The 20,209-nt window shown below is 69.4% G+C and carries 23 protein-coding genes and 1 pseudogene; 6 read left to right on the top strand and 18 right to left on the bottom strand.

Annotated elements, in window-relative coordinates:
• Window positions 1-16 precede the first annotated feature (16 nt).
• Both ACPWT1_RS09455 and ACPWT1_RS09450 read right to left on the bottom strand, forming a co-directional pair.
• The gene (locus ACPWT1_RS09455; RefSeq protein WP_427915119.1) at window positions 17-367 is read right to left on the bottom strand and encodes a GlpM family protein; all 351 of its coding nucleotides are present in this window, start codon (window positions 365-367) and stop codon (window positions 17-19) included.
• Window positions 368-375: 8 nt separating this feature from the next.
• Window positions 376-2,220 (bottom strand): ABCB family ABC transporter ATP-binding protein/permease, encoded by a 1,845-nt coding sequence (locus ACPWT1_RS09450; RefSeq protein WP_427915118.1) that lies wholly within the window; start codon window positions 2,218-2,220, stop codon window positions 376-378.
• 38 nt (window positions 2,221-2,258) lie between these two features.
• Between ACPWT1_RS09450 and ACPWT1_RS09445 the strand changes: the two genes are divergently transcribed.
• Window positions 2,259-2,666: an acyl-CoA thioesterase gene (locus tag ACPWT1_RS09445; protein WP_427915117.1), complete on the top strand. Its 408-nt coding sequence runs from the start codon at window positions 2,259-2,261 to the stop codon at window positions 2,664-2,666.
• A gap of 11 nt (window positions 2,667-2,677) precedes the next feature.
• Window positions 2,678-3,763, top strand: coding sequence for an AI-2E family transporter (locus tag ACPWT1_RS09440; protein WP_427915116.1), 1,086 nt, complete (start codon window positions 2,678-2,680; stop codon window positions 3,761-3,763).
• On the opposite strand, the gene aroD is transcribed toward ACPWT1_RS09440, so the two are convergent.
• A complete protein-coding gene (gene aroD, locus ACPWT1_RS09435; RefSeq protein WP_427915115.1) occupies window positions 3,752-4,522 on the bottom strand; it encodes a type I 3-dehydroquinate dehydratase in 771 nt (256 codons plus the stop codon). The genes ACPWT1_RS09440 and aroD overlap by 12 nt on opposite strands.
• Window positions 4,523-4,525: 3 nt before the next feature.
• Window positions 4,526-5,010 (bottom strand): annotated as a pseudogene (locus ACPWT1_RS09430) (thioesterase family protein).
• An 86-nt stretch (window positions 5,011-5,096) separates the two neighbouring features.
• On the opposite strand from ACPWT1_RS09430, the gene ACPWT1_RS09425 reads away from it, so the two are divergent.
• A complete protein-coding gene (locus tag ACPWT1_RS09425) occupies window positions 5,097-5,369 on the top strand; it encodes an H-NS histone family protein (RefSeq protein WP_427915114.1) in 273 nt (90 codons plus the stop codon).
• On the opposite strand, the gene ACPWT1_RS09420 is transcribed toward ACPWT1_RS09425, so the two are convergent.
• From ACPWT1_RS09420 to ACPWT1_RS09400, 5 genes are all read right to left on the bottom strand, one after another.
• Window positions 5,327-6,634: an RNA polymerase sigma factor gene (locus ACPWT1_RS09420; protein WP_427915113.1), complete on the bottom strand. Its 1,308-nt coding sequence runs from the start codon at window positions 6,632-6,634 to the stop codon at window positions 5,327-5,329. The two genes, ACPWT1_RS09425 and ACPWT1_RS09420, sit on opposite strands and share 43 nt — an antisense overlap.
• A 16-nt stretch (window positions 6,635-6,650) precedes the next feature.
• Window positions 6,651-7,058, bottom strand: coding sequence for a VOC family protein (locus tag ACPWT1_RS09415; protein WP_427915112.1), 408 nt, complete (start codon window positions 7,056-7,058; stop codon window positions 6,651-6,653).
• A gap of 50 nt (window positions 7,059-7,108) precedes the next feature.
• Window positions 7,109-7,528: a YciI family protein gene (locus ACPWT1_RS09410; protein ID WP_427915111.1), complete on the bottom strand. Its 420-nt coding sequence runs from the start codon at window positions 7,526-7,528 to the stop codon at window positions 7,109-7,111.
• Between the two features lie 10 nt (window positions 7,529-7,538).
• Window positions 7,539-7,934: a VOC family protein gene (locus ACPWT1_RS09405; RefSeq protein WP_427915110.1), complete on the bottom strand. Its 396-nt coding sequence runs from the start codon at window positions 7,932-7,934 to the stop codon at window positions 7,539-7,541.
• Between the two features lie 119 nt (window positions 7,935-8,053).
• Complete coding sequence (locus ACPWT1_RS09400; protein ID WP_427915109.1) at window positions 8,054-8,413, bottom strand: YciI family protein; 360 nt, start codon at window positions 8,411-8,413, stop codon at window positions 8,054-8,056.
• A 204-nt stretch (window positions 8,414-8,617) separates the two neighbouring features.
• Here ACPWT1_RS09400 and ACPWT1_RS09395 point away from each other — a divergent pair, with 204 nt between their 5' ends.
• Window positions 8,618-9,892 carry a glycosyltransferase gene (locus ACPWT1_RS09395; RefSeq protein ID WP_427915108.1) on the top strand — a complete coding sequence of 425 codons (1,275 nt, stop codon included), beginning with the start codon at window positions 8,618-8,620 and terminating at the stop codon, window positions 9,890-9,892.
• Window positions 9,893-9,913: 21 nt separating this feature from the next.
• Here the strand turns inward: ACPWT1_RS09395 and ACPWT1_RS09390 are convergent, their stop codons facing one another.
• The 8 genes from ACPWT1_RS09390 to ACPWT1_RS09355 are packed head-to-tail and all read right to left on the bottom strand — an operon-like array spanning window position 9,914 to window position 17,920.
• Window positions 9,914-10,828: a cytochrome c oxidase assembly protein gene (locus ACPWT1_RS09390; RefSeq protein ID WP_427915107.1), complete on the bottom strand. Its 915-nt coding sequence runs from the start codon at window positions 10,826-10,828 to the stop codon at window positions 9,914-9,916.
• Entirely contained in the window at window positions 10,801-11,142 is a 342-nt protein-coding gene (locus ACPWT1_RS09385; RefSeq protein WP_427915106.1) for a hypothetical protein, read from the bottom strand. The genes ACPWT1_RS09390 and ACPWT1_RS09385 overlap by 28 nt, the downstream gene beginning before the upstream one ends.
• 15 nt (window positions 11,143-11,157) lie before the next feature.
• Window positions 11,158-11,772, bottom strand: a complete 615-nt coding sequence (locus ACPWT1_RS09380; RefSeq protein ID WP_427915105.1) for a cytochrome c oxidase subunit 3 — start codon at window positions 11,770-11,772, stop codon at window positions 11,158-11,160.
• Window positions 11,769-13,727 (bottom strand): cytochrome c oxidase subunit I, encoded by a 1,959-nt coding sequence (gene ctaD, locus ACPWT1_RS09375; protein ID WP_427915104.1) that lies wholly within the window; start codon window positions 13,725-13,727, stop codon window positions 11,769-11,771. The genes ACPWT1_RS09380 and ctaD overlap by 4 nt, the downstream gene beginning before the upstream one ends.
• Window positions 13,724-14,776, bottom strand: coding sequence for a cytochrome c oxidase subunit II (coxB, locus tag ACPWT1_RS09370; RefSeq protein WP_427915103.1), 1,053 nt, complete (start codon window positions 14,774-14,776; stop codon window positions 13,724-13,726). Before coxB ends, ctaD begins: the two co-directional genes overlap by 4 nt.
• Window positions 14,773-15,354, bottom strand: a complete 582-nt coding sequence (locus ACPWT1_RS09365; protein WP_427915102.1) for a c-type cytochrome — start codon at window positions 15,352-15,354, stop codon at window positions 14,773-14,775. Before ACPWT1_RS09365 ends, coxB begins: the two co-directional genes overlap by 4 nt.
• Window positions 15,351-16,157, bottom strand: coding sequence for a quinoprotein dehydrogenase-associated putative ABC transporter substrate-binding protein (locus ACPWT1_RS09360; protein ID WP_427915101.1), 807 nt, complete (start codon window positions 16,155-16,157; stop codon window positions 15,351-15,353). The genes ACPWT1_RS09365 and ACPWT1_RS09360 overlap by 4 nt, the downstream gene beginning before the upstream one ends.
• Window positions 16,154-17,920 (bottom strand): methanol/ethanol family PQQ-dependent dehydrogenase, encoded by a 1,767-nt coding sequence (locus ACPWT1_RS09355; RefSeq protein WP_427915100.1) that lies wholly within the window; start codon window positions 17,918-17,920, stop codon window positions 16,154-16,156. The genes ACPWT1_RS09360 and ACPWT1_RS09355 overlap by 4 nt, the downstream gene beginning before the upstream one ends.
• A 149-nt stretch (window positions 17,921-18,069) precedes the next feature.
• Between ACPWT1_RS09355 and ACPWT1_RS09350 the strand changes: the two genes are divergently transcribed.
• Window positions 18,070-18,615, top strand: coding sequence for a cytochrome b (locus ACPWT1_RS09350; RefSeq protein ID WP_427915099.1), 546 nt, complete (start codon window positions 18,070-18,072; stop codon window positions 18,613-18,615).
• Window positions 18,612-19,556: a beta-propeller fold lactonase family protein gene (locus ACPWT1_RS09345; protein ID WP_427915098.1), complete on the top strand. Its 945-nt coding sequence runs from the start codon at window positions 18,612-18,614 to the stop codon at window positions 19,554-19,556. The genes ACPWT1_RS09350 and ACPWT1_RS09345 overlap by 4 nt, the downstream gene beginning before the upstream one ends.
• Window positions 19,557-19,560: 4 nt before the next feature.
• Here ACPWT1_RS09345 and ACPWT1_RS09340 read toward each other — a convergent pair whose 3' ends face one another.
• Window positions 19,561-20,199, bottom strand: coding sequence for a glutathione S-transferase (locus ACPWT1_RS09340; RefSeq protein WP_427915097.1), 639 nt, complete (start codon window positions 20,197-20,199; stop codon window positions 19,561-19,563).
• Window positions 20,200-20,209: the final 10 nt, after the last annotated feature.

The raw sequence follows: 20,209 nt of genomic DNA, 5'->3' as shown, positions 1-20,209 counted from the left end.
TTGAGGACTTGCGCGGCTACGCCCCGGTGGCATGCAGCCGCGTCCACGCCAGCAACAGCACGAGCGCGGCCACGCACCAGGCACCGGTCGCCGCAACCAGCGTCGCCACGAGCGTCGTGCGCACGCTGAGCCAGTAGACGGCAGCCAGGTACACGGCATACGGCAGCAGCGACCAGAGCCCGAACAGCGCCGTCGTGCGCAGGCTGGCCGCGCCCCGCTCCGCACCGACGATCGCATGGGCGATCAGCGCGAAGGTGGGGAACAGCGGCACCAGGCCGGCGATGTAGAAGCTGCGCGTGCGGGACAAGAGCGCGATCACCAGCACCGCGACCGCGCCGAGCGAGCACTTGAGGAGCAGCGACAGCATCGGCGTGCTCAGGCCTCGGCCGCCGCTTCGGCGCCCTGCTGCTGCTGCAGTCGCCACATCTGCGCATAGCGGCCCTCGCGCGCCAGCAGCTGCAGGTGCGTGCCGCGCTCGACGATGCGGCCGGCGTCCATCACCAGGATCTCGTGCGCGTCGATGACGGTGGACAGGCGGTGCGCGATCAGCAACGTGGTCTTGTTCTGCGCCGCGCTCTTCAGCTCGGCCTGGATGGCGCGCTCGTTGGCCGAATCCAGCGCGGAGGTCGCCTCGTCGAAGATCAGGATCGGCGGGTCCTTCAGCAGCGTGCGCGCGATGGCGACCCGCTGCTTCTCGCCGCCCGAGAGCTTCAGCCCGCGTTCGCCGACCATCGTCTGATAGCCCTTGGGCGTGGACGCGATGAACGCGTGGATGCGCGCCGCACGCGCCGCTTCCTCCACCAGTGCATGGCTGGCCCCGGGGCGGCCGTACGCGATGTTGTATTCGACCGTGTCGTTGAACAGCACCGTGTCCTGCGGCACGATGCCGATGGCCTGGCGCACGCTGGCCTGCGTGACTTCGCGGATGTCGCGGCCGCCGATGGTGATGCGGCCCTGCTGGACGTCGTAGAACCGGTACAGCAGCCGCGCCAGCGTCGACTTGCCGGACCCCGACGGCCCCACCACGGCCACCGTCCGGCCAGCGGGGATCTCGAAGCTCACGTCGTGCAGGATCACGCGCGCGGGCTCGTAGCCGAAGGTGACGTGCTCGAAGCGCACCGTCGCCTCGGCGGGGCGCACCAGCAGTGCCGTCGCGCCCGGCTTGTCGGCCACTTCGCGCTCGCGCTCCATCAGCGCAAACATCCGGTCCAGGTCGGTGAGGCTCTGCTTGATCTCGCGGTACAGCACGCCCAGGAAGTTCAGCGGGATGTACAGCTGGATCATGAAGGCGTTGATCATCACCAGGTCGCCCAGCGTCATGCGGCCATCGACCACGCCTTCGGTGGCGCGCCACAGCATCGCGACCAGGCCAATGGCGATGATCAGCTGCTGCCCGGTGTTCAGCATCGACAGCGTGGTCTGCGCCTTCAGCCGCGCCTTGCGCAGCCGCTCCAGGCTGTCGTCGTAGCGACGCGCCTCGAACGCCTCGTTGTTGAAGTACTTGACGGTCTCGTAGTTCAGCAGCGAGTCGATGGCCTTGGTGTGCGCGGCCGAATCGAACTCGTTGGCCTCGCGGCGGAACTTGGTGCGCCACTCGGTCACGCTCACCGTGTACGCGATGTACAGCGCGAGCGCGGCCCCGGTGATCCACGCGAACCAGGCGTCGAACTTCACCGCCAGGATGCCGAGGACCAGCGTCATCTCCACCAGCGTCGGCACGATGGAGAACAGCGAGTACGAGATCAGTGACTCGATGCCGCGCACGCCGCGCTCGATGTCGCGCGTCATGCCGCCCGTCTGCCGCTCCAGGTGGAAGCGCAGCGAGAGCGCGTGCAGGTGCTCGAACGTCTGCAGCGCGATGCTGCGCGCCGCACCCTGCGTCGCCTTGGCGAACACCAGCTCGCGCAGTTCGGTGAAGAGCGACGTCGACAGCCGCAGCAGGCCATAGGCGAGCAGCAGGCCCGCGGGCACCACCAGCACGGCCTTGGGGTCGCCGGGCTTGAGGCTCATCGCGTCGACGAGCGTCTTGAGCAGCACGGGGACGCCGACGTTGGCCAGCTTCGCCGCGATCATGAAGAGCAGCGCGGCCAGCACGCGCCACTTGTAGTTCCACAGGTAGGGCAGCAGGCGGCGCAGCGTGGCCCAGTCGGAGCCGCGCGGCTGCGGGCCAGCGGGAACGGGAGCGTGGGAAGTGGAGGCGGCTTCGCCGGAACGGCGCATCGGCAACAATCGGGGCTGAACGAGGACGGATTGTGCCCATGTCAGACATCCAGAGCCCGCGGCCCGCGCCGCCCAGCGACAAGGAGCTGGTGCTCAAGGTCATCCCCATGCCCGCCGACACCAACGGCAACGGCGACATCTTCGGCGGCTGGGTCATGGCGCAGGTCGACCTGGCTGGCTCGGTGATCCCGGCGCGCATCGTCAACGGCCGCATGGCGACGGTGGCCGTCAACCAGTTCATCTTCAAGCAGCCGGTGCGGGTGGGCGACATCCTGTCGTTCTTCGGCGCGATCACGCGGATCGGCCGCACCTCGATCACCGTCCAGATCGAAGTGTTCGCCGAACGCTTCCGCTCCCAGGGCGAGTACGTGAAGGTGACGGAAGCGTCGCTGACCTACGTGGCGATAGACGACAACGGAAAGCCGCGGCCGATCGAAGATCGCTAGGCTCGCGCCCCATGACCTCGCCCCTTGACCCGATGCGCTCGCCGGCGCTGGAGCACAAGACGCTGCTGTGGCTGGCCGTGGGATTCACGGTCGCGTTCGCGTGGGTGCTGTGGCCGGTGGTCGGGGCCGTGCTGTGGGCGCTGTTCCTGGCCATCGTGTTCTGGCCGATGCATGCGCACTGCCGCCGCCTGGTGCGGAGTCCGTCCTTGGCCGCGCTGCTCACGCTGCTGTCGATCGTGGTCATCGTCATCGTGCCGCTCACGCTGGTCAGCGTGTCGGTCGTGCAGGAAGCGTCGGTGCTGTTCCAGAAGACAAAGACCGGCGAACTGCAGCCGGGCCGCTACCTGCAGCAGGTGCTGGATGCCCTGCCCGCCTGGGCGCAGTCGGTCCTGCAGCGCTTCGGCGTCAGCGACATCCCGGCGCTTGGCAGGCGCGTCGGCGAGCTGCTGTCGCGCAGCAGCCAGTTCATCACCACCACACTGCTCGGGTTCGGCCAGAACACGCTGAACTTCGTGGTGTCGTTCTTCATCATGCTGTACGTGCTGTACTTCCTGCTGCGCGACGGCAAGGCGCTGTCGGCACAGGTCGAACGCTCGATCCCGCTGCACCGCGAACAGGCCAACGAGCTGCTCACCACCTTCGCCGCGGTGGTGCGCGCCACGGTCAAGGGCAACGTCGTGGTTGCGCTGATCCAGGGCGCGTTGGGCGGCGTGGCGTTCTGGTGGCTGGACGTGCCCGGCGCCGTGCTCTGGGGCGCCTTCATGGCGCTGCTGTCGCTGCTGCCCGCGGTGGGTGCGGCCATCGTGTGGGGACCGGTGGCGCTCTACAAGCTGTTCACCGGAGACATCGTGGGCGGCATCGGCCTCGTCGTCTGGGGCACGCTGGTGATCGGGCTGGTCGACAACGTGGTGCGACCGATCCTGGTGGGCCGCGAGACCAGCCTGCCCGACTACGTGATCCTGGTCGCCACCGTCGGCGGCATCGGCCTGTTCGGCCTCAACGGGTTCGTGATCGGACCGGTGATCGCGGCGATGTTCATCGCCTGCTGGGAACTGCTGAACAAGGTGCGCAGCCGCACCCCCGACTCACCGCAGTGAGGCGCGCTGCAGGGCGGCCAGTGCCGCGCGCAGGTCGTCGATCGGCAACTGGCCCGGTGCCGACGCCTGCTGCCCCACCGCGAAGGTGAGCGCGGAACCGAACGCGCCGCCGCCCAGGCGCGACACGGCACCCAGCGGTCCCATCGCCATGCCGGCCACGGCGATCGGCAACGCCTCGCTCGCCTGCCAGGTGGCCTGCAGCAGCGTCAGCACGTCTGCCGGTGATTGCGGCATGACCGCGACCTTGCCGACGTCGGCGCCCAGCGCGTGCGCGCGGCGGAACCGCGCCAGCAGGTCCGCGAGCGGCGGCGTGCGCTGGAAGTCGTGGAACGAGAGCACCAGCGCGAGGCCGTGCTCGCGCGCGGCGGCGCGCACGATGTCGACGTGGCGCGGATCGGCGGCCATCTCGATGTCCAGCAGGTCCACCGCGCCGGACTCCGCCACCTGCGCATGCAGGGCGGCGATGCCATCGTCGGACAGCGGCACGGCCGCCCCGCCCTCGCGCGCGGACCGGCAGGTGAACAGGATCGGCAGTCCTTCCGCTTCCTGCTTGATGCGCACGGCCAGGCCCGCCACGGCCACGCCGTCGGCGATGCCCTCGAAGTGGTCGACCCGCCACTCGAGCAGGTCGGGACGTTTCGCGGCCGCTGCTGCGGCCTCCGCGAGCAGCGCGTCGGCCGTGCGCGCCACCAGCGGAATGCATACCGCGGGCAGCGCGCCTCGGGCCAGCGGTTCTCCTCGGAGGGTGATGGGTCGCATGGTCTAGGAAACGATGTAGGCAGCGGAGCCGGTGCACAGCAGCTTGCCATCGGCGCCGAGAAATTCCATCCGGGTCGACGCCACGCGCGAGCCCAGCCGCAGCACCTCGGCGCGCAGGTCGAAATGGTCGCCGATGGCGGGGCGCAGGTAATCGATGCGCAGGTCGATGGTGCCCAGCTTGCCGAAGCGCTGCAGGCGCGCGTGCAGTGGCTCGTCCATGTGGCGCGCGCCGATCGCGGCCATGCAGGCCAGGCCGCCCATCGCGTCGAGGCACGCCGATACCACGCCGCCATGCAGCCGGTTGAAGGTGAAGTGGCCCACCAGTTCGGGCCGCATCGCCAGCCGGCCGCGACCGCGTCGGGCCGCAGGCTGGCGATCTTCAGGCCCAGCAGGTGGTTGAAGACGATGCGCTCCTCGAAGATGGTCTTGAGGCCCGTGACGAAGTCGGGTTCGAACTCGGTCAGGCCGGCCGGCGCGTTCTTGCTCATGCGGCGATTGTCCCGCACCGACCCGGGGTCACATCCCGCAGCGCGGCTGCGCCATACTGCGACCGTCGTTGCCGAAGGAAGGACCCGTGACCCGCAAGACCTACAGCCAGATGCTGGCCGAGATCGAGCAGCTCAAGCACCAGGCCGAGGAAGTGCGCCGGCGCGAAGTCGAGGAAGTCATCGCGCGCATCAAGGTGGCGATCGCGTTCTACGGCCTGACCGAAGAGGACCTGGGCTTCCGCAAGCACACGGCCGAGAAGGCCGTGAAGGCGCCGCCGCCCGGCCCCGCACCGGCGAAGAAGAAGCGCAAGTCGCGCTACACCGAGCGCCCGCTGGCCGGCCCGCCGGGCAGGCGCTGAGCCTGCGCGGCCGCGCGCTCGGCCATCAGCGCCTTCTCCCGCGCATTGCCAGCCTGCTCGGCCGCCGCGAGGAACGCATCGCGCGCTTCCGCGGCCCGCCCCAGCTTCGCGAGCAGGTCGCCGCGCACGGCCTGCAGCCAGTGGTAGCGCGCCATGCCCTTGTCGCGCAGCAAGGTGTCGGCGATCGCGAGGCCCGCGGCCGGGCCCTCCGCCATGCCCACGGCCACGGCCCGGTTGAGATCGACGACCGGTGACGGCGCCACGAGGCTCAGCTGCGCATACAGCGCGGCGATGTGCCGCCAGTCGGTGGCCTCGGCCGTCGCCGCACGTGCATGGCATGCGGCGATGGCCGCCTGCAGCGCGTACGAACCACGCGGACCCGCGATGGCCTCGGCCCGCTCCAGCGCAGCCAGCCCGCGGCGGATCAGCAGCCGGTCCCAGCGGCTGCGGTCCTGGTCGGCCAGCAGGATCGGCCGGCCCTGCGCGTCGGTGCGCGCATGCATGCGCGAGGACTGCAGCTCCAGCAGTGCGACCAGGCCGTGCGACTCCGCTTCGTGCGGCGTGAGCTCGGCCAGCATGCGCGCGAGCCGCACCGCCTCCTGCGCGAGCGCGGGCCGCATCCAGTCGTCGCCGGCCGTGGCCGTGTAGCCCTCGTTGAAGACCAGGTACACGACCTCGCGCACCGAGGCCAGGCGGTCCTGCAGTTCCTGCCCGCGGGGCGATTCGAACGGCACCTTCGCGTCGCGCAGCTTCTGCTTGGCGCGCACGAGGCGCTGCGCGATGGTGGGCTCGGGCACGAGGTAGGCGCGGGCGATCTCGTGCGTGGTGAGGCCGCCCAGCAGCCGCAGCGTGAGGGCCACGCGCGCATCGGTGGGCAGCACCGGATGGCAGGCAGTGAACATGAGGCGCAGCAGGTCGTCGCCGATCTCGTCCTGCCGCGCGGCGTCGAGGGCATCGGTGAAGTCGGGCACGACCAGCGCCTCCCGGGCCTCGAGCTCGTGGCCGATGGCCTCGTGCTTGTCGTCCTGCATCTTCGCGCGCCGCAGGTGGTCCAGCGCCTTGTGCCTGGCCACCGTCATCAGCCACGCGCCGGGGCGGTCCGGCAGGCCGTCGCGCGGCCAGCGTTCCAGCGCGGCGACCAGCGCCTCCTGCGCGATGTCTTCGGCCAGCGCGACATCGCGCACCATCCGCGCGACCACCGCCACCACCTTCGCGGCGTCGATGCGCCAGATGGCGGCGATGGCGTCGTGTGTCGCCGAGTGCATGCGCGCGTGACGTCGCTCAGGCGTGCGGCGGTGCGGCCGCCGGATCCATCCACATCAGCTCCCAGCCGTGGCCATCGAGGTCGTCGAAGCCGTGGCCGTACATGAAGCCGTGGTCCTGCGGCGCGTTGGGTGCGGTGCCGCCGGCGGCCAGCGCCTTCTTCACCAGCGCGTCCACTTCCTCGCGGCTGTCGCACGACAGGCACACCAGCACCTCGCGCGTCCTGCCGTCCCACACGGGCTTCTTCGTGAAGGTCTGGAAGAACGGCTCGACCAGCAGCATCGCGTAGATGTCCTCGCTGATCACCATGCAGGCGCCCTGCTCGTTGGTGAACTGCGGGTTGAACGAGAAGCCCAGCGCCCTGAAGAAGGCCTGCGAGCGGGCCATGTCCTTGATCGGCAGGTTGACGAAGATCTTGCGTGCCATGGGAACGTTTCCTCCTTGTGTGTTGTCGGGTGACCGGGTCCTCGCGAAGCTCACAAGGTCCCGAGAGCGCGGAAGCGCCCGGCGCCGTGGACCGCGCGCTGCTCGAAGTCCTCGAGCTCGTAGAGCTGCCGCACCTCGATCTCGGCCGCGCGGCCATCGCCCATCGGGTTGGGAAAACGTCGCGACCACTCCAGCGCCTCGTCGCGGCTGCGCACCTGGATGAGCGTGTAGCCAGCCACCAGCTCCTTGCTTTCCGCGTAGGGGCCATCGACCACGCGCTGGTGCCCGCCGTCCCATTGCACCCGCCATCCCGCGCTGGAGGGCTGCAGGCCCGACGCGTCAAGCAGCACGCCGGCCCGCGCGAGCTCCTCGTGGTAGGCGGCCATGTCCGCCATCAGCCGGTCGACATCGGGCGGGAACACGCCCGCCTCGGTGTCCGCGTTCGCGCGGACCATGATCATGAAGCGCATGGCACCGCCTTCAGCGGCCCACGGGCAAGGGCTGCAGCATGCTGGAGCGGTTGCCTTCGGTGTCCATGAAGGCCACGTAGGCGCCGACGCCGGGGATGTCCATCGGTTCGCCGAGCACCTTGCCGCCGGCGTTGGTGACGCGCTGCATGGCGGCGCGGATGTCCTCCACCGCGATCACGATGCCGGGGTACTGCGCCGGCATGTCCTTGCTGCGGGTGAAGAAGCCGCCGCCGATGGTGTCGCGGTGCGCGTCGGGCCGGCCGTCCTTGTCGGACGTGGTCACCACCACGTAGTTGCCCATCTCGGGGCCCAGCATCTGCGTCTTCCAGCCGAAGGCCTGGGTGAAGAAGCGCGCGATGCGCTCGCGGTCATCGCACGGGAGTTCGAAATGCACGACGGGATCCATGGCGTTCTCCTTCGGTCAGTTGTGGAGGCCCACCGGGCCTTCCGATGCACGACGAAGGAGCGGACCGGAAATCGACGGCCTGCCGAACTAGGGCAAACCCGCGGACAGGGCGCCGCAGCTCAGGTGAAGCAAGGCCCGACGGCGCGAACTTCAACCGTGGCCCAGCGTGCGGCGGGACACTCGCGCGCGAGCATCACCGCCTCGTCCTTGTCGGCCACGTCGACGAGGAAGAAGCCGCCCACCATCTCCTTGGCTTCGGCGAACGGCCCATCCACCAGCCGCGCCTGGCCACCGCGCACCTGCACGCGCGCCGCGCCCTCATTGGGCGAGCTGAGCGACTCCACGGCCTTGAGCACGCCGCGCTCCTTCAGCTGAGCCGCGTAGTCCACCATCTGGCCATACACCGAGCGTCCTTCGGCCTCGGTGCGCGTGCCGCGCTGGGCGGGGTCTTCAACGATGAGCAGCATGTAGGCAGGCATGGGCCGATGATGGCATGGGCCCCGTCGAGCGTCGAGCAGAGGAAGGTGCTGTTGTCGGAGCTCGGCCGCGCGTTTTACCTGCGAAGCATTGCGCTGCTCGGCAGATCGCCCTAGTCTGGGGCGTCCAGTCGAGGCCGGCTGTGGCTGCGCAGGCCCGGACTGTCAAGGCTGTGAGCATTCATCCATCGATCCGGCAATCCGTGCATGGACCATCGATTCCGACCCGTCCGCATCGAGCAGTACGCAAACCTGATCGGGAACGAGGCCGTCGAGCGCATCGAACGAAAGGCGCGCCGGCTTGCCGGTCTTCGCGTCGTGAATGTCAGCTCGACGTTCTATGGCGGCGGTGTCGCGGAACTGCTCTCGTCGCTCACCCTGCTGCAGCAGACGCTGGGCGTCCGCGCGGACTGGCGGTTGATCCAGGGCAGCCCCGATTTCTTCAGCGTGACGAAGAAGCTGCACAACGCCTTGCAGGGGGCCGATATCGACCTGGACGACTCCAAGAAGGAAGTCTACGAAGGCGTGGTGGCCCAGAACGCGATGCGCATGGACCTCACGTCGGATTTCGTGGTGGTCCACGACCCGCAACCCCTGCCCCTGATGCGGCACTTCCGTCGCTGCGGCCCCTGGATCTGGCGCTGCCACGTCGACCTGTCGCAGCCCCATGCGGGCACGTGGGAGTACCTGAGCGGATTCGTCGCGGAATACGACGCGACCGTGCTTTCGCTGCCGGAGTACGCGCGCAGGCTGCCGATCCCGCAGCTGTTCTTCATGCCGGCCATCGACCCCTTCGCCCCGAAGAACTGCGAGCTCACGGACGCGCAGATCGACGAGCGGCTGGGCAAGTTCGGCATTCCGCAGGACCTGCCCATCGTGGCCCAGGTGTCCCGCTTCGATCGCTGGAAAGACCCGGTGGGAGTGATCCAGGCATTCAAGATCGCGCGCAGGCAAGTGGATGCAACCCTGGTCCTGCTCGGGAACGTCGCCGCGGATGACCCCGAAGGGCAGTCCGTGTTCGAGTCCCTGCTGGCGAACAAGGAAGATCGCATCATCATCCTCACGGCGGAGGACAGCGCCCTCGTGAATGCACTGCAACGCCGCGCGGCGGTGGTCCTGCAGAAGTCGCTGCGCGAGGGCTTCGGCCTGACGGTCACGGAAGCGATGTGGAAGGGCGCAGCCGTCATCGGAGGGCGCTGCGGCGGCATCGTTCACCAGATCGAGGACGGGGTCAGTGGCTTCCTGGTTTCCTCCGTGCAGGAAGCGGCCGATCGCATCGTGACGCTGCTGCGGGACCGCAACCTGCAGCGTCGGCTCGGCGCCGAGGCGCGCAGCCGCGTCACGCGCCAGTTCCTCATGTCGCGCCTGGCTGAGCAGTACCTGGACCTGTACGCCGCGTTCCAGCCGCGATTCCACCTGCACCGCGGCCTGGACGCCGAGTTGGGCGTGCTCATGCCGCAGCCGCCCGCAGGGCCGATCTGAACCTGCCATCGCGGCTGGCCCTCAATGCACGCGCGGCCGCCCTTCCCGCCCCTGCCGCGTGATCAACCGCCCCAGCAACACAAGCGCGACGACCACATAAGCCAGCCCGGCCGGCACCCACATCACGAGTCCGCCGAGCTGCTGGTCATCCACCGGATCGATGCCGAGCGCATTCGTGGTCGCGATGTACGGCTCGTACCAGGGCGTGGGCGCGAGGCTCAGCAGCGCGCCCAGCGCCGCGGTGTGCAGCATCGTCGTGAACAGCAGCGCGATCGCCTGGCCCGTGCCCTGGCCGCGCCGCGGATCGTGGCCCAGCGCGGCCCACCAGAAGAACAGCGCGCTGGCGAAGAACGTGAAGTGCTGCAGGACGTGCAGGCCCTCGTTCTCCAGCGCGGCGGTGAACAGGCTGGGCACATGCCAGGACCACAGCGCCACCGCGTGCAGGCCCCAGGCGATCATGGGTTCCGTGAGCACCTGCCACACAGCCTGCACCGGCGCGGTCCGGGCCGTGCGGCCCAGTGCCTGGCGCACGGGCGGCTCGAACGCCCAGGTCCAGGCCGCGAGCGGGCGGCCCATCACGAGCAGCGGCGCAGCCACCACCATCAGCAACTCGTGCTGCACCATGTGCGCGGAAAAGAGGCGACCGCCCAGTGGATCGAGCGGCGAGACGAGCGCCAGCACCAGCGTGAGCCAGCCGAGCGCGAAGGCCACGACGGCGGTCATGGGGATGCCACGCCCGCGACCCGCGCTGCGCCACAGCCGCCGGATGCCATGCGCATACAACACGCCCGAGCCGAGCAGCAACGCGAGCAGCCAGGGCGCGAGGTTCCATTCCCACAGCGACGGCGGTGCCGCCACGGGCCCGGGCACATGCGCCGCCGCCACGCCGGGCAGCAGCAGCCCGAGGATCAGGGGGAGCAGGGAGACAGCGCCCATGCGGCGAACCACATCATCAGGACCAGCAGGCTGGACAAGGCGGCGACAGCCGTCGCCGACGCGGCCAGGAATCGCCGGGTCTCCGACGCCCCCTGGGTGCTCTCGTCGCGGCCGCCCGAAGCCGCGCGGTACATCGACCAGTCCTGCCACGAGAGCAGCGCGAGCAGCAGGTCGATGACGAGCACGGCGACCGCCACCACGTGCATGCCCACGCGGGTCTGCACCGAGCACGACGGCGTGACCAGCGAGAACATCGCGCTCTGGCAGGCCAGTGCCAGCGACGGGGCGACGATGAGGCCGAGGAAGGTGCGCATGGATGCCTCGCAAGGTCAGGTGGCGCGCGCGCCCCAGTAGATCACCAGGTAGATCGGCAGCCATGAGAACACGACGAAGTACCAGTAGAACGCGTTCTCGCTGACGTCGGTGAATCGCTTGGCTTCGAGCGGGCCGGTGAAGAACAGCACGCCCAGCACGACCGAATCGAAGACGTCGGTGAGCAGGTGGGTGGTGTGGAACCCGAGCAGCAGCCACACGACCGAGCCGTAGGCGTTGCTGTCCCACCGCGTGTTGAGCCCGGCGAACTCGAACACGCGCAGGACCAGGAACACCACGCCGATCGCGATACCGACCCAGAGCCACAGCCGCACGCCCTGCAGGTCCAGGCGCTCGGCCGCGCGCTTGGCCAGGTGGTTGGGCAGCAGGCTCACCAGCATGACCACCGTGTTGAGCGTGCCCCACAGCAGCACCGGCGGAGGCGCCGTCAGCGGCCAGTTATCCGCATGGCTGCGCAGGTAGAAGTACGTCACCACCGTGAGCGCGAACACGGTGCTTTCGATGGCCATGAGCCCCAGGATTCCCCACCACATCAGGCTGCGATGCGAGAAGGCCAGCGTCGGCAGCGCCGACACGTCGATCGTCCTGCTCTCGAGAACCGCATCGGTCATTGCAGCTTCTCCAGCACCAGCGCCTTGCGCACGGTGGCGTGCTTGGGCCAGAACCAGGCGGTCATGGCGATGGCCACCGGCACCGTCCCCCAGATGGCGGCCCACGGCGTGAAGACCAGGCCCGTGAACAGGATGGTGGTGGCGATCGCCGCCAGGAACGGCCAGATCGACGGAGTCGGGAAGTTGGTGCGGCTGTCGGGCCGCGCGTCGATGACCGTCGTCACCAGGTGCTCGCGCATCCCGGCCGCCAGTCCACTGACATGCGTGGGCTCGCCGGGCGCCGGCGGCTGCCACAGCGGATAGGGACCGTAGATGACGGGCACCACAGGGAAGTTGGCTGGTGCGGGCGGCGAATCGGTCATCCACTCCAGCGTGCCGGCGCCCCAGGGATCAGGGCCGGCCACCAGGCCGCGCCGCCCGCTGAGTACGGCGTTGGCGAGCGTCAGGAAGATGCCGAAGGCGAAGACGTAGGCACCGACGGTGGAGAGCAGGTTGAGCCCGTCCCAGCCCATGCCGGACTGGTAGGTGTAGATGCGCCGCGGCATGCCGTGCAGCCCGAGCAGGTGCATGGGGAAGAACGCCACGTTGAAGCCGACGAACATGGTCCAGAACGACAGCTTGCCCAGGCGTTCGGACATCAGCCGGCCGCCGAACTTCGGGTACCAGTAGTACAGCGCCCCGAACAGCGGGAACACCGCTCCGCCGATCAGCACGTAATGCAGGTGCGCCACCACGAAGTAGGTGTCGTGCACCTGCGAGTCGAGCGAGACCGACGCCAGCATCAGGCCCGTCATGCCGCCGATCACCAGGATCACGAAGAACGACAGCGCATACAGCATCGGCGTGCGCAGCACGAGCCGGCCGGTGCCGATGGTGGCCAGCCAGCAGAAGATCTGCACGGCGCTCGGGATCGCGATCAGCATGCTCGCCGCGGTGAAGAACGTCTTGCCCATGTCCGGCAGGTTGGTGGCGAACATGTGGTGCACCCACAGGCCGAAGGCCAGGAAGCCGGTGGCGATCAGCGACAGCACCATCGCCGTGTAGCCGAAGATCGGCCGGCGCGAGAACGTCGAGAGGATCGACGACATGAAGCCCAGGCCGGGGATGAAGATCAGGTAGACCTCGGGATGGCCGAAGAACCAGAACAGGTGCTGCCACAGCAGCGCATCGCCGCCTTCGGCCGGGTTGTAGAAATGCGTGCCCACCAGCCGGTCCAGCAGCAGCGCCGTGCTGGACAGCATCACGGCGGGCATCGCGAACATCACCATGAACGCGGTCACCAGCATGGCCCACACGAACAGCGGCATGCGGCCCAGCGTCATGCCGGGCGCGCGCAGCTTGAACACGGTGGTGACCACGACCACGGCCTCGACCAGCGCGGCGAGCTCGGTGTACGTGATCATCTGGGCCCAGAAGTCGATGCGCTTGCCCGGCGAGTAGTCGGGACCGGACAGCGGCGGGTACGCGAACCAGCCGGCGTCGCCGGCGCTGTTGAACGCGAACGCGATCCACAGCATCAGCCCGCCGAACAGGAACACGTAGTAGGCATACGCGTTCATGCGCGGGAAGGCCACGCTGCGCGAGCCGATCATCAGCGGGATCAGGTAGATCGCCAGCGCCTGCATCACCGGCACGGCGAACAGGAACATCATGGTCGACCCGTGCATGGTGAAGACCTGGTTGTACAGGTCCGGTCCCATCAGCTTGCTGTCGGGGCGCGCCAGCTGCGCCCGCATGGCGGCGGCCAGCAGGCCACCGAGCGCGAAGAACACCAGCGTGGTCACCAGGAACCGCTTGGCGATGGTCTTGTGGTTGATGGCGCAGAACCATCCGAGCAGCCCGGGCGGATCGGCCCAGGTCTGGTCGAGCAGCCGGGCCGCCGCGGAACCCGCCGGCGCACCGTCCTTGACCCGCGTGACGCTCTCGTCCGGCTGGAGGCCGAGCGGTCCTCTCATCGCAACCCTCCCAGGTAGGCCACGATCGCCTGCAGGTCCTGCGGCGACAGCGGCGTGGCCGGCATGTTGGTGCCGGGCTTGTACTTCTGCGGATCGGCGATCCACTGGCTGAGCGCCTCGCGCGTGTTGGGCAGCGTGCCGGCGGCCAGCGTCTGCCGCGAAGCGACGTGCGTGAGGTCCGGCGCGTGCTTGCCCTGCGCCAGCGTGCCCTGCACCGTGTGGCACATCGCGCACGAGGTCGACTGGAACAGCACCTTGCCGCGCTGCGCCAGCGTGTCCGTCGGCTCCGGCGCCGGGTGGCGCTGCGCCTGCAGCCAGGCTTCGTACTGCTCGGGCGGATCGGCCACGACCAGCAGCGCCATCAGCGCGTGCTCATAGCCGCAGAACTCGGCGCACTGGCCGCGGTACGGGCCGGGCTTGTCGGCCTGGAACGTGAGCTGCGCGGTGCGTCCCGGAATCAGGTCCCGCTTGCCGGCGAGGTTGGGCATCCAGAGGCTGTGGATCACGTCGTCGGACTTCAACGTCACCACCACCGGCCGCCCGACCGGCACATGGATCTCGTTGGCGGTCTCGACGATCTGCGACACCGAGTCCTTGCTGAGGTACTTCACGGTCCACCACCACTGGTGGCCGGTCACCTCCAGGTTGACCGCGTCGCGCAGCGACAGGTGCGCCAGCGCGCGGTCGGTGAACACGCTGGCGACGATCAGCAGCACGAGCAGTACCGAGCAGCCCGCCACGGCGAGCGTCACCCGCCGGGTCGGTCGCGGCTCGGGCGCGATGGTGGACGACAGGTCGGCAGGCGCCAGCTCGGTCGCGCGCGGGCCGTGCCACAGCGCCGCCAGCAACACGGCCAGGATCAGGCCGAACACGATGGCGCAGGTCCACACGAACACGCGCCACAGGTCGACGATGTGGGCCGACTGCGGGCCCACGGCGTGCAGCGCGTCGTGCGGCGCGCCGGGTGTGGGCGTGGCGGCCAGGGCAACGCCTGCCGCGACGAACAGGACCAGCGGAACCAGCGTGACGAGGAAGGTGGCGCGCTTCATCGCTGCGGTCCTCCGGTGGGCTGCTCTGGCGGCATGTCTTCGGCCTTGGTGGTCTCGCGGCGCCGCGCGTTCTCGGCCTCGTTGGTCGACATGCTGTCGCCGCGCGAAGGAGCCACGTCCTTGCGCAGTTGCCCGCTCATGGAACGCACGTAGGCCACGATCTGCCACACCTGGTCCTCGGGGATGTGGCCGCCGAACGAGGGCATGCCGTTGGGCCGGCCCTGCACGATGCTCTGGTAGATCTGCGCCGGCTCGCTGCCGTAGCGCCATTCCGCATCCATCAGCGCCGGGCCGATGCTGCCGCCGCCATTGGCATGGCAGCTGCTGCAGTTGTACCAGCGGTAGAGATGCTTGCCCTGCGCGACGGCATAGGCGTTGTTCTCGTACGGGCTGCCCTCGCCGGCCGGCGGCTTCACGCCGCCGGGCAGCGCGAGTGCCGGCTGGTTGTCGCTCATGCGCGGCGCGGATGCGGCCGGCTGCGCATTGGGCATGGGGGTGGTGAAGGAGCGCTGTTCGCGCTCGCACGCCGAGAGCAGGCTGGCCGCGACCACGAGCAACGGCAGGACACGCAGTGTCATGGCCTGGCCTCCGTGCGCGGCACGCCGTACTCGGCCAGCAAGCGATCGATGTCGGCCTGCCGGCGATGCAGCGCATCCTGCACCCGCAGGCGCAGCCCGTCGTCGCCACGGCGCACGCCGACCGCGATGTCGAACTCGAACGTCTGCCCCGGCGGCAGGTCGGCGGGCGCAGCGAGCCGGACGAGGCGCATCGGCACGCTGGCGCGCTGCGCGAAGAAGCCGGCCTGCGGCCCCCACACCAGCGCGCCATCCAGCTCGCCGGCCACGAGGGCATCGACGATGCGCTGCGCGGCGGGCGTCGCGCCGGGCACCGGGAAGCCGGTCACGCGCGCCTGGGGCACGTGGCGTGCCAGCGCGAAACCCGGTGGCGATGCGGCCATGTCGTTGCCGATCAACTGCACGCCGACACGCATCCGTGCGAGCCGCGGGTCGTCGAAGCCCGCCGGCGGATCGCCCGCGTCGGCACGCTGCACCCACACGTAGCTGGAGCGGTAGTAGGGCTGGGTGGTCTGCAGCCGCGCGTCGCCCACGGGCACGCCGAGCACGACGTCGCACAAGCCCGCACCCAGTGTCTTGCGCACGAAGCCGCGCCGGTCGGGCAGCCACGCGTACTGCAGGTCGGTGCCGAGGTCCACGGCCAGCAGGCGGGCAAGGCGATTCTCGAAACCGGTGCCGTCCGCGCTGGAATACGGCAGGTCGTCGGGATCGGCGCAGACGCGCAGCACGTCCGGCGGCGCCGTGTCGGCGTGCACAGGTGCGGCCAGCACCGCGAGCAGCGAGGCGAGCAACGCGGCGCGCGTCATCGCGCGGCTCCCTGCAGCGAGAACACGTACAGCATCCCGCCGGCCTGCGTGGCCTGCGGCAGGTCCTTCATGACGTTCACGAAGCCGGCCCCGGCAGTGCCATCGCGCGGGTCGAGGCGACCCGAGACGATCGCGCCGGCCCAGCCGCCCACGCCGGCCAGGATGGCCACGTACTGCTGCCCGTCGGGGCCGCGATAGGTGATCGGCTGGCCGATGATTCCCGACGCCGTCTTGAACTGCCACAGCAGCTTGCCGCTCTTCGCATCGAGCGCCTTGAACCAGCCGTCCATGGTGCCGTAGAAGACGACGTCGCCGGCCGTGACCAGCGCGCCGCTCCACACGGGGAAGTTCTCCTTCACGTCCCAGACCTTGTGGCCGGCCAGCGGGTCCCAGGCCGTGAACACACCGCGGTTGCCGCCGGGGCCCGGATACATCTTGACGTCCATGCCCACGAACGGCGTCCCGGCGATGTAGCTGGCCTGGTAGTTCGAGGAGTCCTGGCACAGGTTCTGGTGCGGGATGTACAGCAGCCGCGTGCGTGGCGAGAACGCAGCCGGCTGCCAGTCCTTGGCGCCAGGCGATGCGGGACAGACGCTGCGCACCGTCTCGCCGCCGCGCGGATCCTTCTTCGGGTTGTACTTGAGTGCGCCGGTTTCCAGGTCCACGCCCAGGGTGGTCGTCACGTGCACGAACGGCGTCGCCGACAGCACCTGGCCGGTGGCGCGGTCCATCACGTACACGTAGCCGTTGCGCTCGGGCCGCAGCATCAGCTTGCGCGGCTGCCCGTTCACCGGCAGGTCGACCAGGATGCTCTCGTTGACACCGTCGTAGTCGTGCAGGTCGTGCGGGGTGAGCTGGTAGAACCAGACCGCCTCGCCGGTCTCGGGCCGCCGCGCGAAGACGCCCGAGCTCCACTTGTTGTCGCCCGGACGCTGCTCCGGATTCCAGGGCCCGGGATTGCCGGTGCCGTAATAGAGCAGGTCGAGTTCGGGGTCGTACGACACCCAGCCCCAGACCGTGGCGCCGCCGATCTTCCAGGCTTCGGCCGGCCAGCTGGTCACGCCCAGGTCCTTGCCGCGATCGCTGGCGTAGTACGGCTTGAAGTTCGGGCCGATCAGCACCTCGCTGTCGGGGCCGGTGTTGTAGGCGCGCCAGGCGATCTTGCCGGTGGCGGCGTCCAGCGCCGTGAGCCAGCCGCGCACGCCGAACTCGCCGCCGGCATTGCCCACCAGCACCTTGTCCTTCACGACCAGGGGCGCCATGGTCATGCTCTCGCCCATCTTGAGGTCGCCGAGCTTGGTGCGCCACACCTCCTTGCCGCTCTTCGCGTCGACCGCGATCGTCTGGTTGTCCAGCGTGTTGAAGAAGATGCGGCCCTGGCTGTAGGCGGCGCCGCGATTGATGGTGTCGCAGCAGGCCACGCCCTGCACGCCGGGATCCGGATGCGGATCGAACCGCCACTTGAGCGGCGCGCCGGGCTTGGTGAGGTCGAGCGCGAACAGCGGGTTCGGGAACGGCCCCACGATGTACATCGTGTTGTCCACCACCAGCGGCGCCGCCTCGTGGCCGCGCGAGAGCCCGGTGGGGAACGAGAACGCGAGCTTCAGCTGCGCCGCGTTGCCGGCATTGACCTGGTCGAGGGTGGAGAAGCGGGTGTTGGCGTGGTCGTGGGCCGCCATGGTCCACTGGCCGTCATCGGCCGGTTGCGACCAGGCCATCGACGCCACGAGCAAGCCCGCCAGCGCGAGCAGCGAACACCGCATTCCTGTCTCTCCCTTCGGTGCCCCTGCTCCTGCGCGCATTCGCTGCGCTTCATTCGCTTCCGGCGGTGGACCGCCGTGTCGTGGTCGAGCCAGTGTACACAAGGGTCACTGAGTTGGGGCATCATGGGACGGCAGAGGAGAGATTGCGAATGCACGGTCAGCGCTATGGGCGCATCGCGGTTCTGTTGCATTGGCTGCTGGCGGTTGCGCTGATCGGCCAGCTGACCCTGGGCTGGTGGATGATCAACCTCCCCAAGTCGCCACCCGGCCTGCGTGCCGGCTGGTTCAACACCCACAAGTCGATCGGCCTCACCATCGCGGTCGTCGTGCTCGTCCGGCTGGCCTGGCGGTTCACGCACCGCGTGGCGATCCCCGATTTCCTGCCGCCCTGGCAGCAGCGCGCGGCGCGCATCAACCATGGGCTGCTCTACGTCTTGATGCTGGTCATCCCGCTGTCGGGCTACCTGGGCTCTGTCTTCAGCGGCTATCCGGTGAAGTACTTCGGCACCACGCTGCCGGCGTGGGCCCATGCATGGCCTGCGGCCAAGACGTTCATGTCCGGCCTGCACCTCACCTGCATCGTGCTGTTCATGGCGCTCGTGCTGCTGCACGTGGCTGCCGCCTTGTGGCACTGGACGCGCCGCGACGGTGTCGCGGCGCGCATGCGCCTTCCCTTCGCCGTGGAGCATCCGTGATCCGACGCCGCCATCTCCTGCAGGCCCTGCCCGCACTCGCAGTCGTTCCCGCGTGGGCCGCCACGCCGCGCGCCTTCGTGCCCAACGAGAAGTCGGGCACGGTGAGCGTGATCGACACCGCCACCGACCAGGTGCAGGGCGAGTTCAAGCTCGGCGGCCGGCCGCGCGGCATCGCGCTCTCGCGCGACGCGCAGGTGCTCTACCTCACCGACGAGGAGCGCGGGCTGCTGGCTGTCGACACGGGCACCGGTCGGTTGCGCCAGACCGTCGCGGTCGGCAAGTCGCCCGAGGGCGTCTACGCCTCGCGCGATGGTCGCTGGCTTGCCGTTGCGGTCGAGGAAGCGAACGCCGTCGCACTGGTGGACACCGCCACGCACGCGGTCGTCGGCAACATCCCGGTGAAGGGCAAGAATCCGGAGCACGCGGTGTTCTCGCCCGATGGCCGCTGGATCTATGTCGGCGCCGAGGAAGGCGCGCAGGTCGACGTGATCGACGTCGCGTCCCGGTCCGTGGTGCGCAGCATCGACGTCGGCCGGCGTCCGCGCGGCATCGGCTTCAGTCCCGACGGCGCGTGGGCCTGGGCGGCCTGCGAGCTGGACAGCCGGGTGTTCGTCATCGACGTCGCGCGCCACGCAGCCGTGGGTGACTTCGCCACCGGCGAGTTCTGCAACGGCATCACGGTGGCGCCGGACGGCGCACGCGTGTACGTGTCGAACGGCCGCGGCGGCAGCGTGTCCATCGTGGATGCGAAGACGCGCAAGGTGCTCTCGACGATCCCCGTCGGCCAGCGGCCGTGGAACATGGGCCTCACGCCCGATGGCGCCAAGCTGTACGTGGCTTGCGGCCGCTCCAACGCCGTCGCCGTGGTGGACACCGTCAGGTCGGAGAAGCTGAAGGACGTGGCCGTGGGCCAGTCGCCCTGGGGCGTCGTGGTCGGTTGAACGATCAGCTGTTCCAGTGCCGCCGGAACACCGGCGCCAACGAAGGATGGCTGTCCACCTGCTGCAGCAGGTCATGGAAATCCGGACGGTGTTCCTGCAGGTGCTTGCGCGTGCCCGCCCAGCGCGAGACGACGGCCGCCAGGATGTCCAGCGCGCCCGGTGCATCGCCACTCAGGAAGGGACGCTGCGGAAACTGATCGGCGAAGATCTCCCAGTGCCGGTGCAGGCGCTTGCGCGTGCCCGCCTTCACGGCTTCGAGCGAGGCCTCGTCCTGCTGGTCGGTCCAGCGCTCGGGGTAGTCGATGATGCTGATCGCGCTGTAGCAGTTGGCCGGGATGTAGACGAGGCCCCGCAGCATCTGCGCGCGATGCGCAGGATCGGCCGGCAGCAGCACGCCCGCAGGCAGGTGCAGCCCCAGCTGGATCAGGATGGCCGCGCTCTCGGTGAGCACCGAGCCATCCGGCATCACCAGCGTGGGAATCTGCTGCAGCGGATTGACTGCCCGCAGTTCCTGCACCGCCGATTCGGGCAACCAGGTGGCGGCCTCGACGATGCGGTGCGGCAGGTTGCCGACGGTGATCGCGGCTTCCACCGCGGCCGACCCGGAACCCTTGGCGCCATAGAGCACGTACTCGTTCGACATCGTGGCCTCC

The organism is Ramlibacter sp. MMS24-I3-19 (assembly GCF_050320135.1).
Classification (GTDB): Bacteria; Pseudomonadota; Gammaproteobacteria; order Burkholderiales; family Burkholderiaceae_C; genus Ramlibacter.
The sequence above is the reverse complement of the archived record's forward strand: the minus strand, read 5'-3'. Positions and strand labels throughout refer to the sequence as shown.

Bases quoted from the DNA above. Each gene is read 5' to 3' on its own strand.
- ACPWT1_RS09455 (WP_427915119.1), bottom strand. From the start codon at position 367: ATGCTGTCGCTGCTCCTCAAGTGCTCGCTCGGCGCGGTCGCGGTGCTG.
- ACPWT1_RS09450 (WP_427915118.1), bottom strand. From the start codon at position 2,220: ATGCGCCGTTCCGGCGAAGCCGCCTCCACTTCCCACGCTCCCGTTCCC.
- ACPWT1_RS09445 (WP_427915117.1), top strand. From the start codon at position 2,259: ATGTCAGACATCCAGAGCCCGCGGCCCGCGCCGCCCAGCGACAAGGAG.
- ACPWT1_RS09440 (WP_427915116.1), top strand. From the start codon at position 2,678: ATGACCTCGCCCCTTGACCCGATGCGCTCGCCGGCGCTGGAGCACAAG.
- aroD (WP_427915115.1), bottom strand. From the start codon at position 4,522: ATGCGACCCATCACCCTCCGAGGAGAACCGCTGGCCCGAGGCGCGCTG.
- ACPWT1_RS09420 (WP_427915113.1), bottom strand. From the start codon at position 6,634: ATGCACTCGGCGACACACGACGCCATCGCCGCCATCTGGCGCATCGAC.
- ACPWT1_RS09415 (WP_427915112.1), bottom strand. From the start codon at position 7,058: ATGGCACGCAAGATCTTCGTCAACCTGCCGATCAAGGACATGGCCCGC.
- ACPWT1_RS09410 (WP_427915111.1), bottom strand. From the start codon at position 7,528: ATGCGCTTCATGATCATGGTCCGCGCGAACGCGGACACCGAGGCGGGC.
- ACPWT1_RS09405 (WP_427915110.1), bottom strand. From the start codon at position 7,934: ATGGATCCCGTCGTGCATTTCGAACTCCCGTGCGATGACCGCGAGCGC.
- ACPWT1_RS09400 (WP_427915109.1), bottom strand. From the start codon at position 8,413: ATGCCTGCCTACATGCTGCTCATCGTTGAAGACCCCGCCCAGCGCGGC.
- ACPWT1_RS09395 (WP_427915108.1), top strand. From the start codon at position 8,618: ATGGACCATCGATTCCGACCCGTCCGCATCGAGCAGTACGCAAACCTG.
- ACPWT1_RS09390 (WP_427915107.1), bottom strand. From the start codon at position 10,828: ATGGGCGCTGTCTCCCTGCTCCCCCTGATCCTCGGGCTGCTGCTGCCC.
- ACPWT1_RS09385 (WP_427915106.1), bottom strand. From the start codon at position 11,142: ATGCGCACCTTCCTCGGCCTCATCGTCGCCCCGTCGCTGGCACTGGCC.
- ACPWT1_RS09380 (WP_427915105.1), bottom strand. From the start codon at position 11,772: ATGACCGATGCGGTTCTCGAGAGCAGGACGATCGACGTGTCGGCGCTG.
- ctaD (WP_427915104.1), bottom strand. From the start codon at position 13,727: ATGAGAGGACCGCTCGGCCTCCAGCCGGACGAGAGCGTCACGCGGGTC.
- coxB (WP_427915103.1), bottom strand. From the start codon at position 14,776: ATGAAGCGCGCCACCTTCCTCGTCACGCTGGTTCCGCTGGTCCTGTTC.
- ACPWT1_RS09365 (WP_427915102.1), bottom strand. From the start codon at position 15,354: ATGACACTGCGTGTCCTGCCGTTGCTCGTGGTCGCGGCCAGCCTGCTC.
- ACPWT1_RS09360 (WP_427915101.1), bottom strand. From the start codon at position 16,157: ATGACGCGCGCCGCGTTGCTCGCCTCGCTGCTCGCGGTGCTGGCCGCA.
- ACPWT1_RS09355 (WP_427915100.1), bottom strand. From the start codon at position 17,920: ATGCGGTGTTCGCTGCTCGCGCTGGCGGGCTTGCTCGTGGCGTCGATG.
- ACPWT1_RS09350 (WP_427915099.1), top strand. From the start codon at position 18,070: ATGCACGGTCAGCGCTATGGGCGCATCGCGGTTCTGTTGCATTGGCTG.
- ACPWT1_RS09340 (WP_427915097.1), bottom strand. From the start codon at position 20,199: ATGTCGAACGAGTACGTGCTCTATGGCGCCAAGGGTTCCGGGTCGGCC.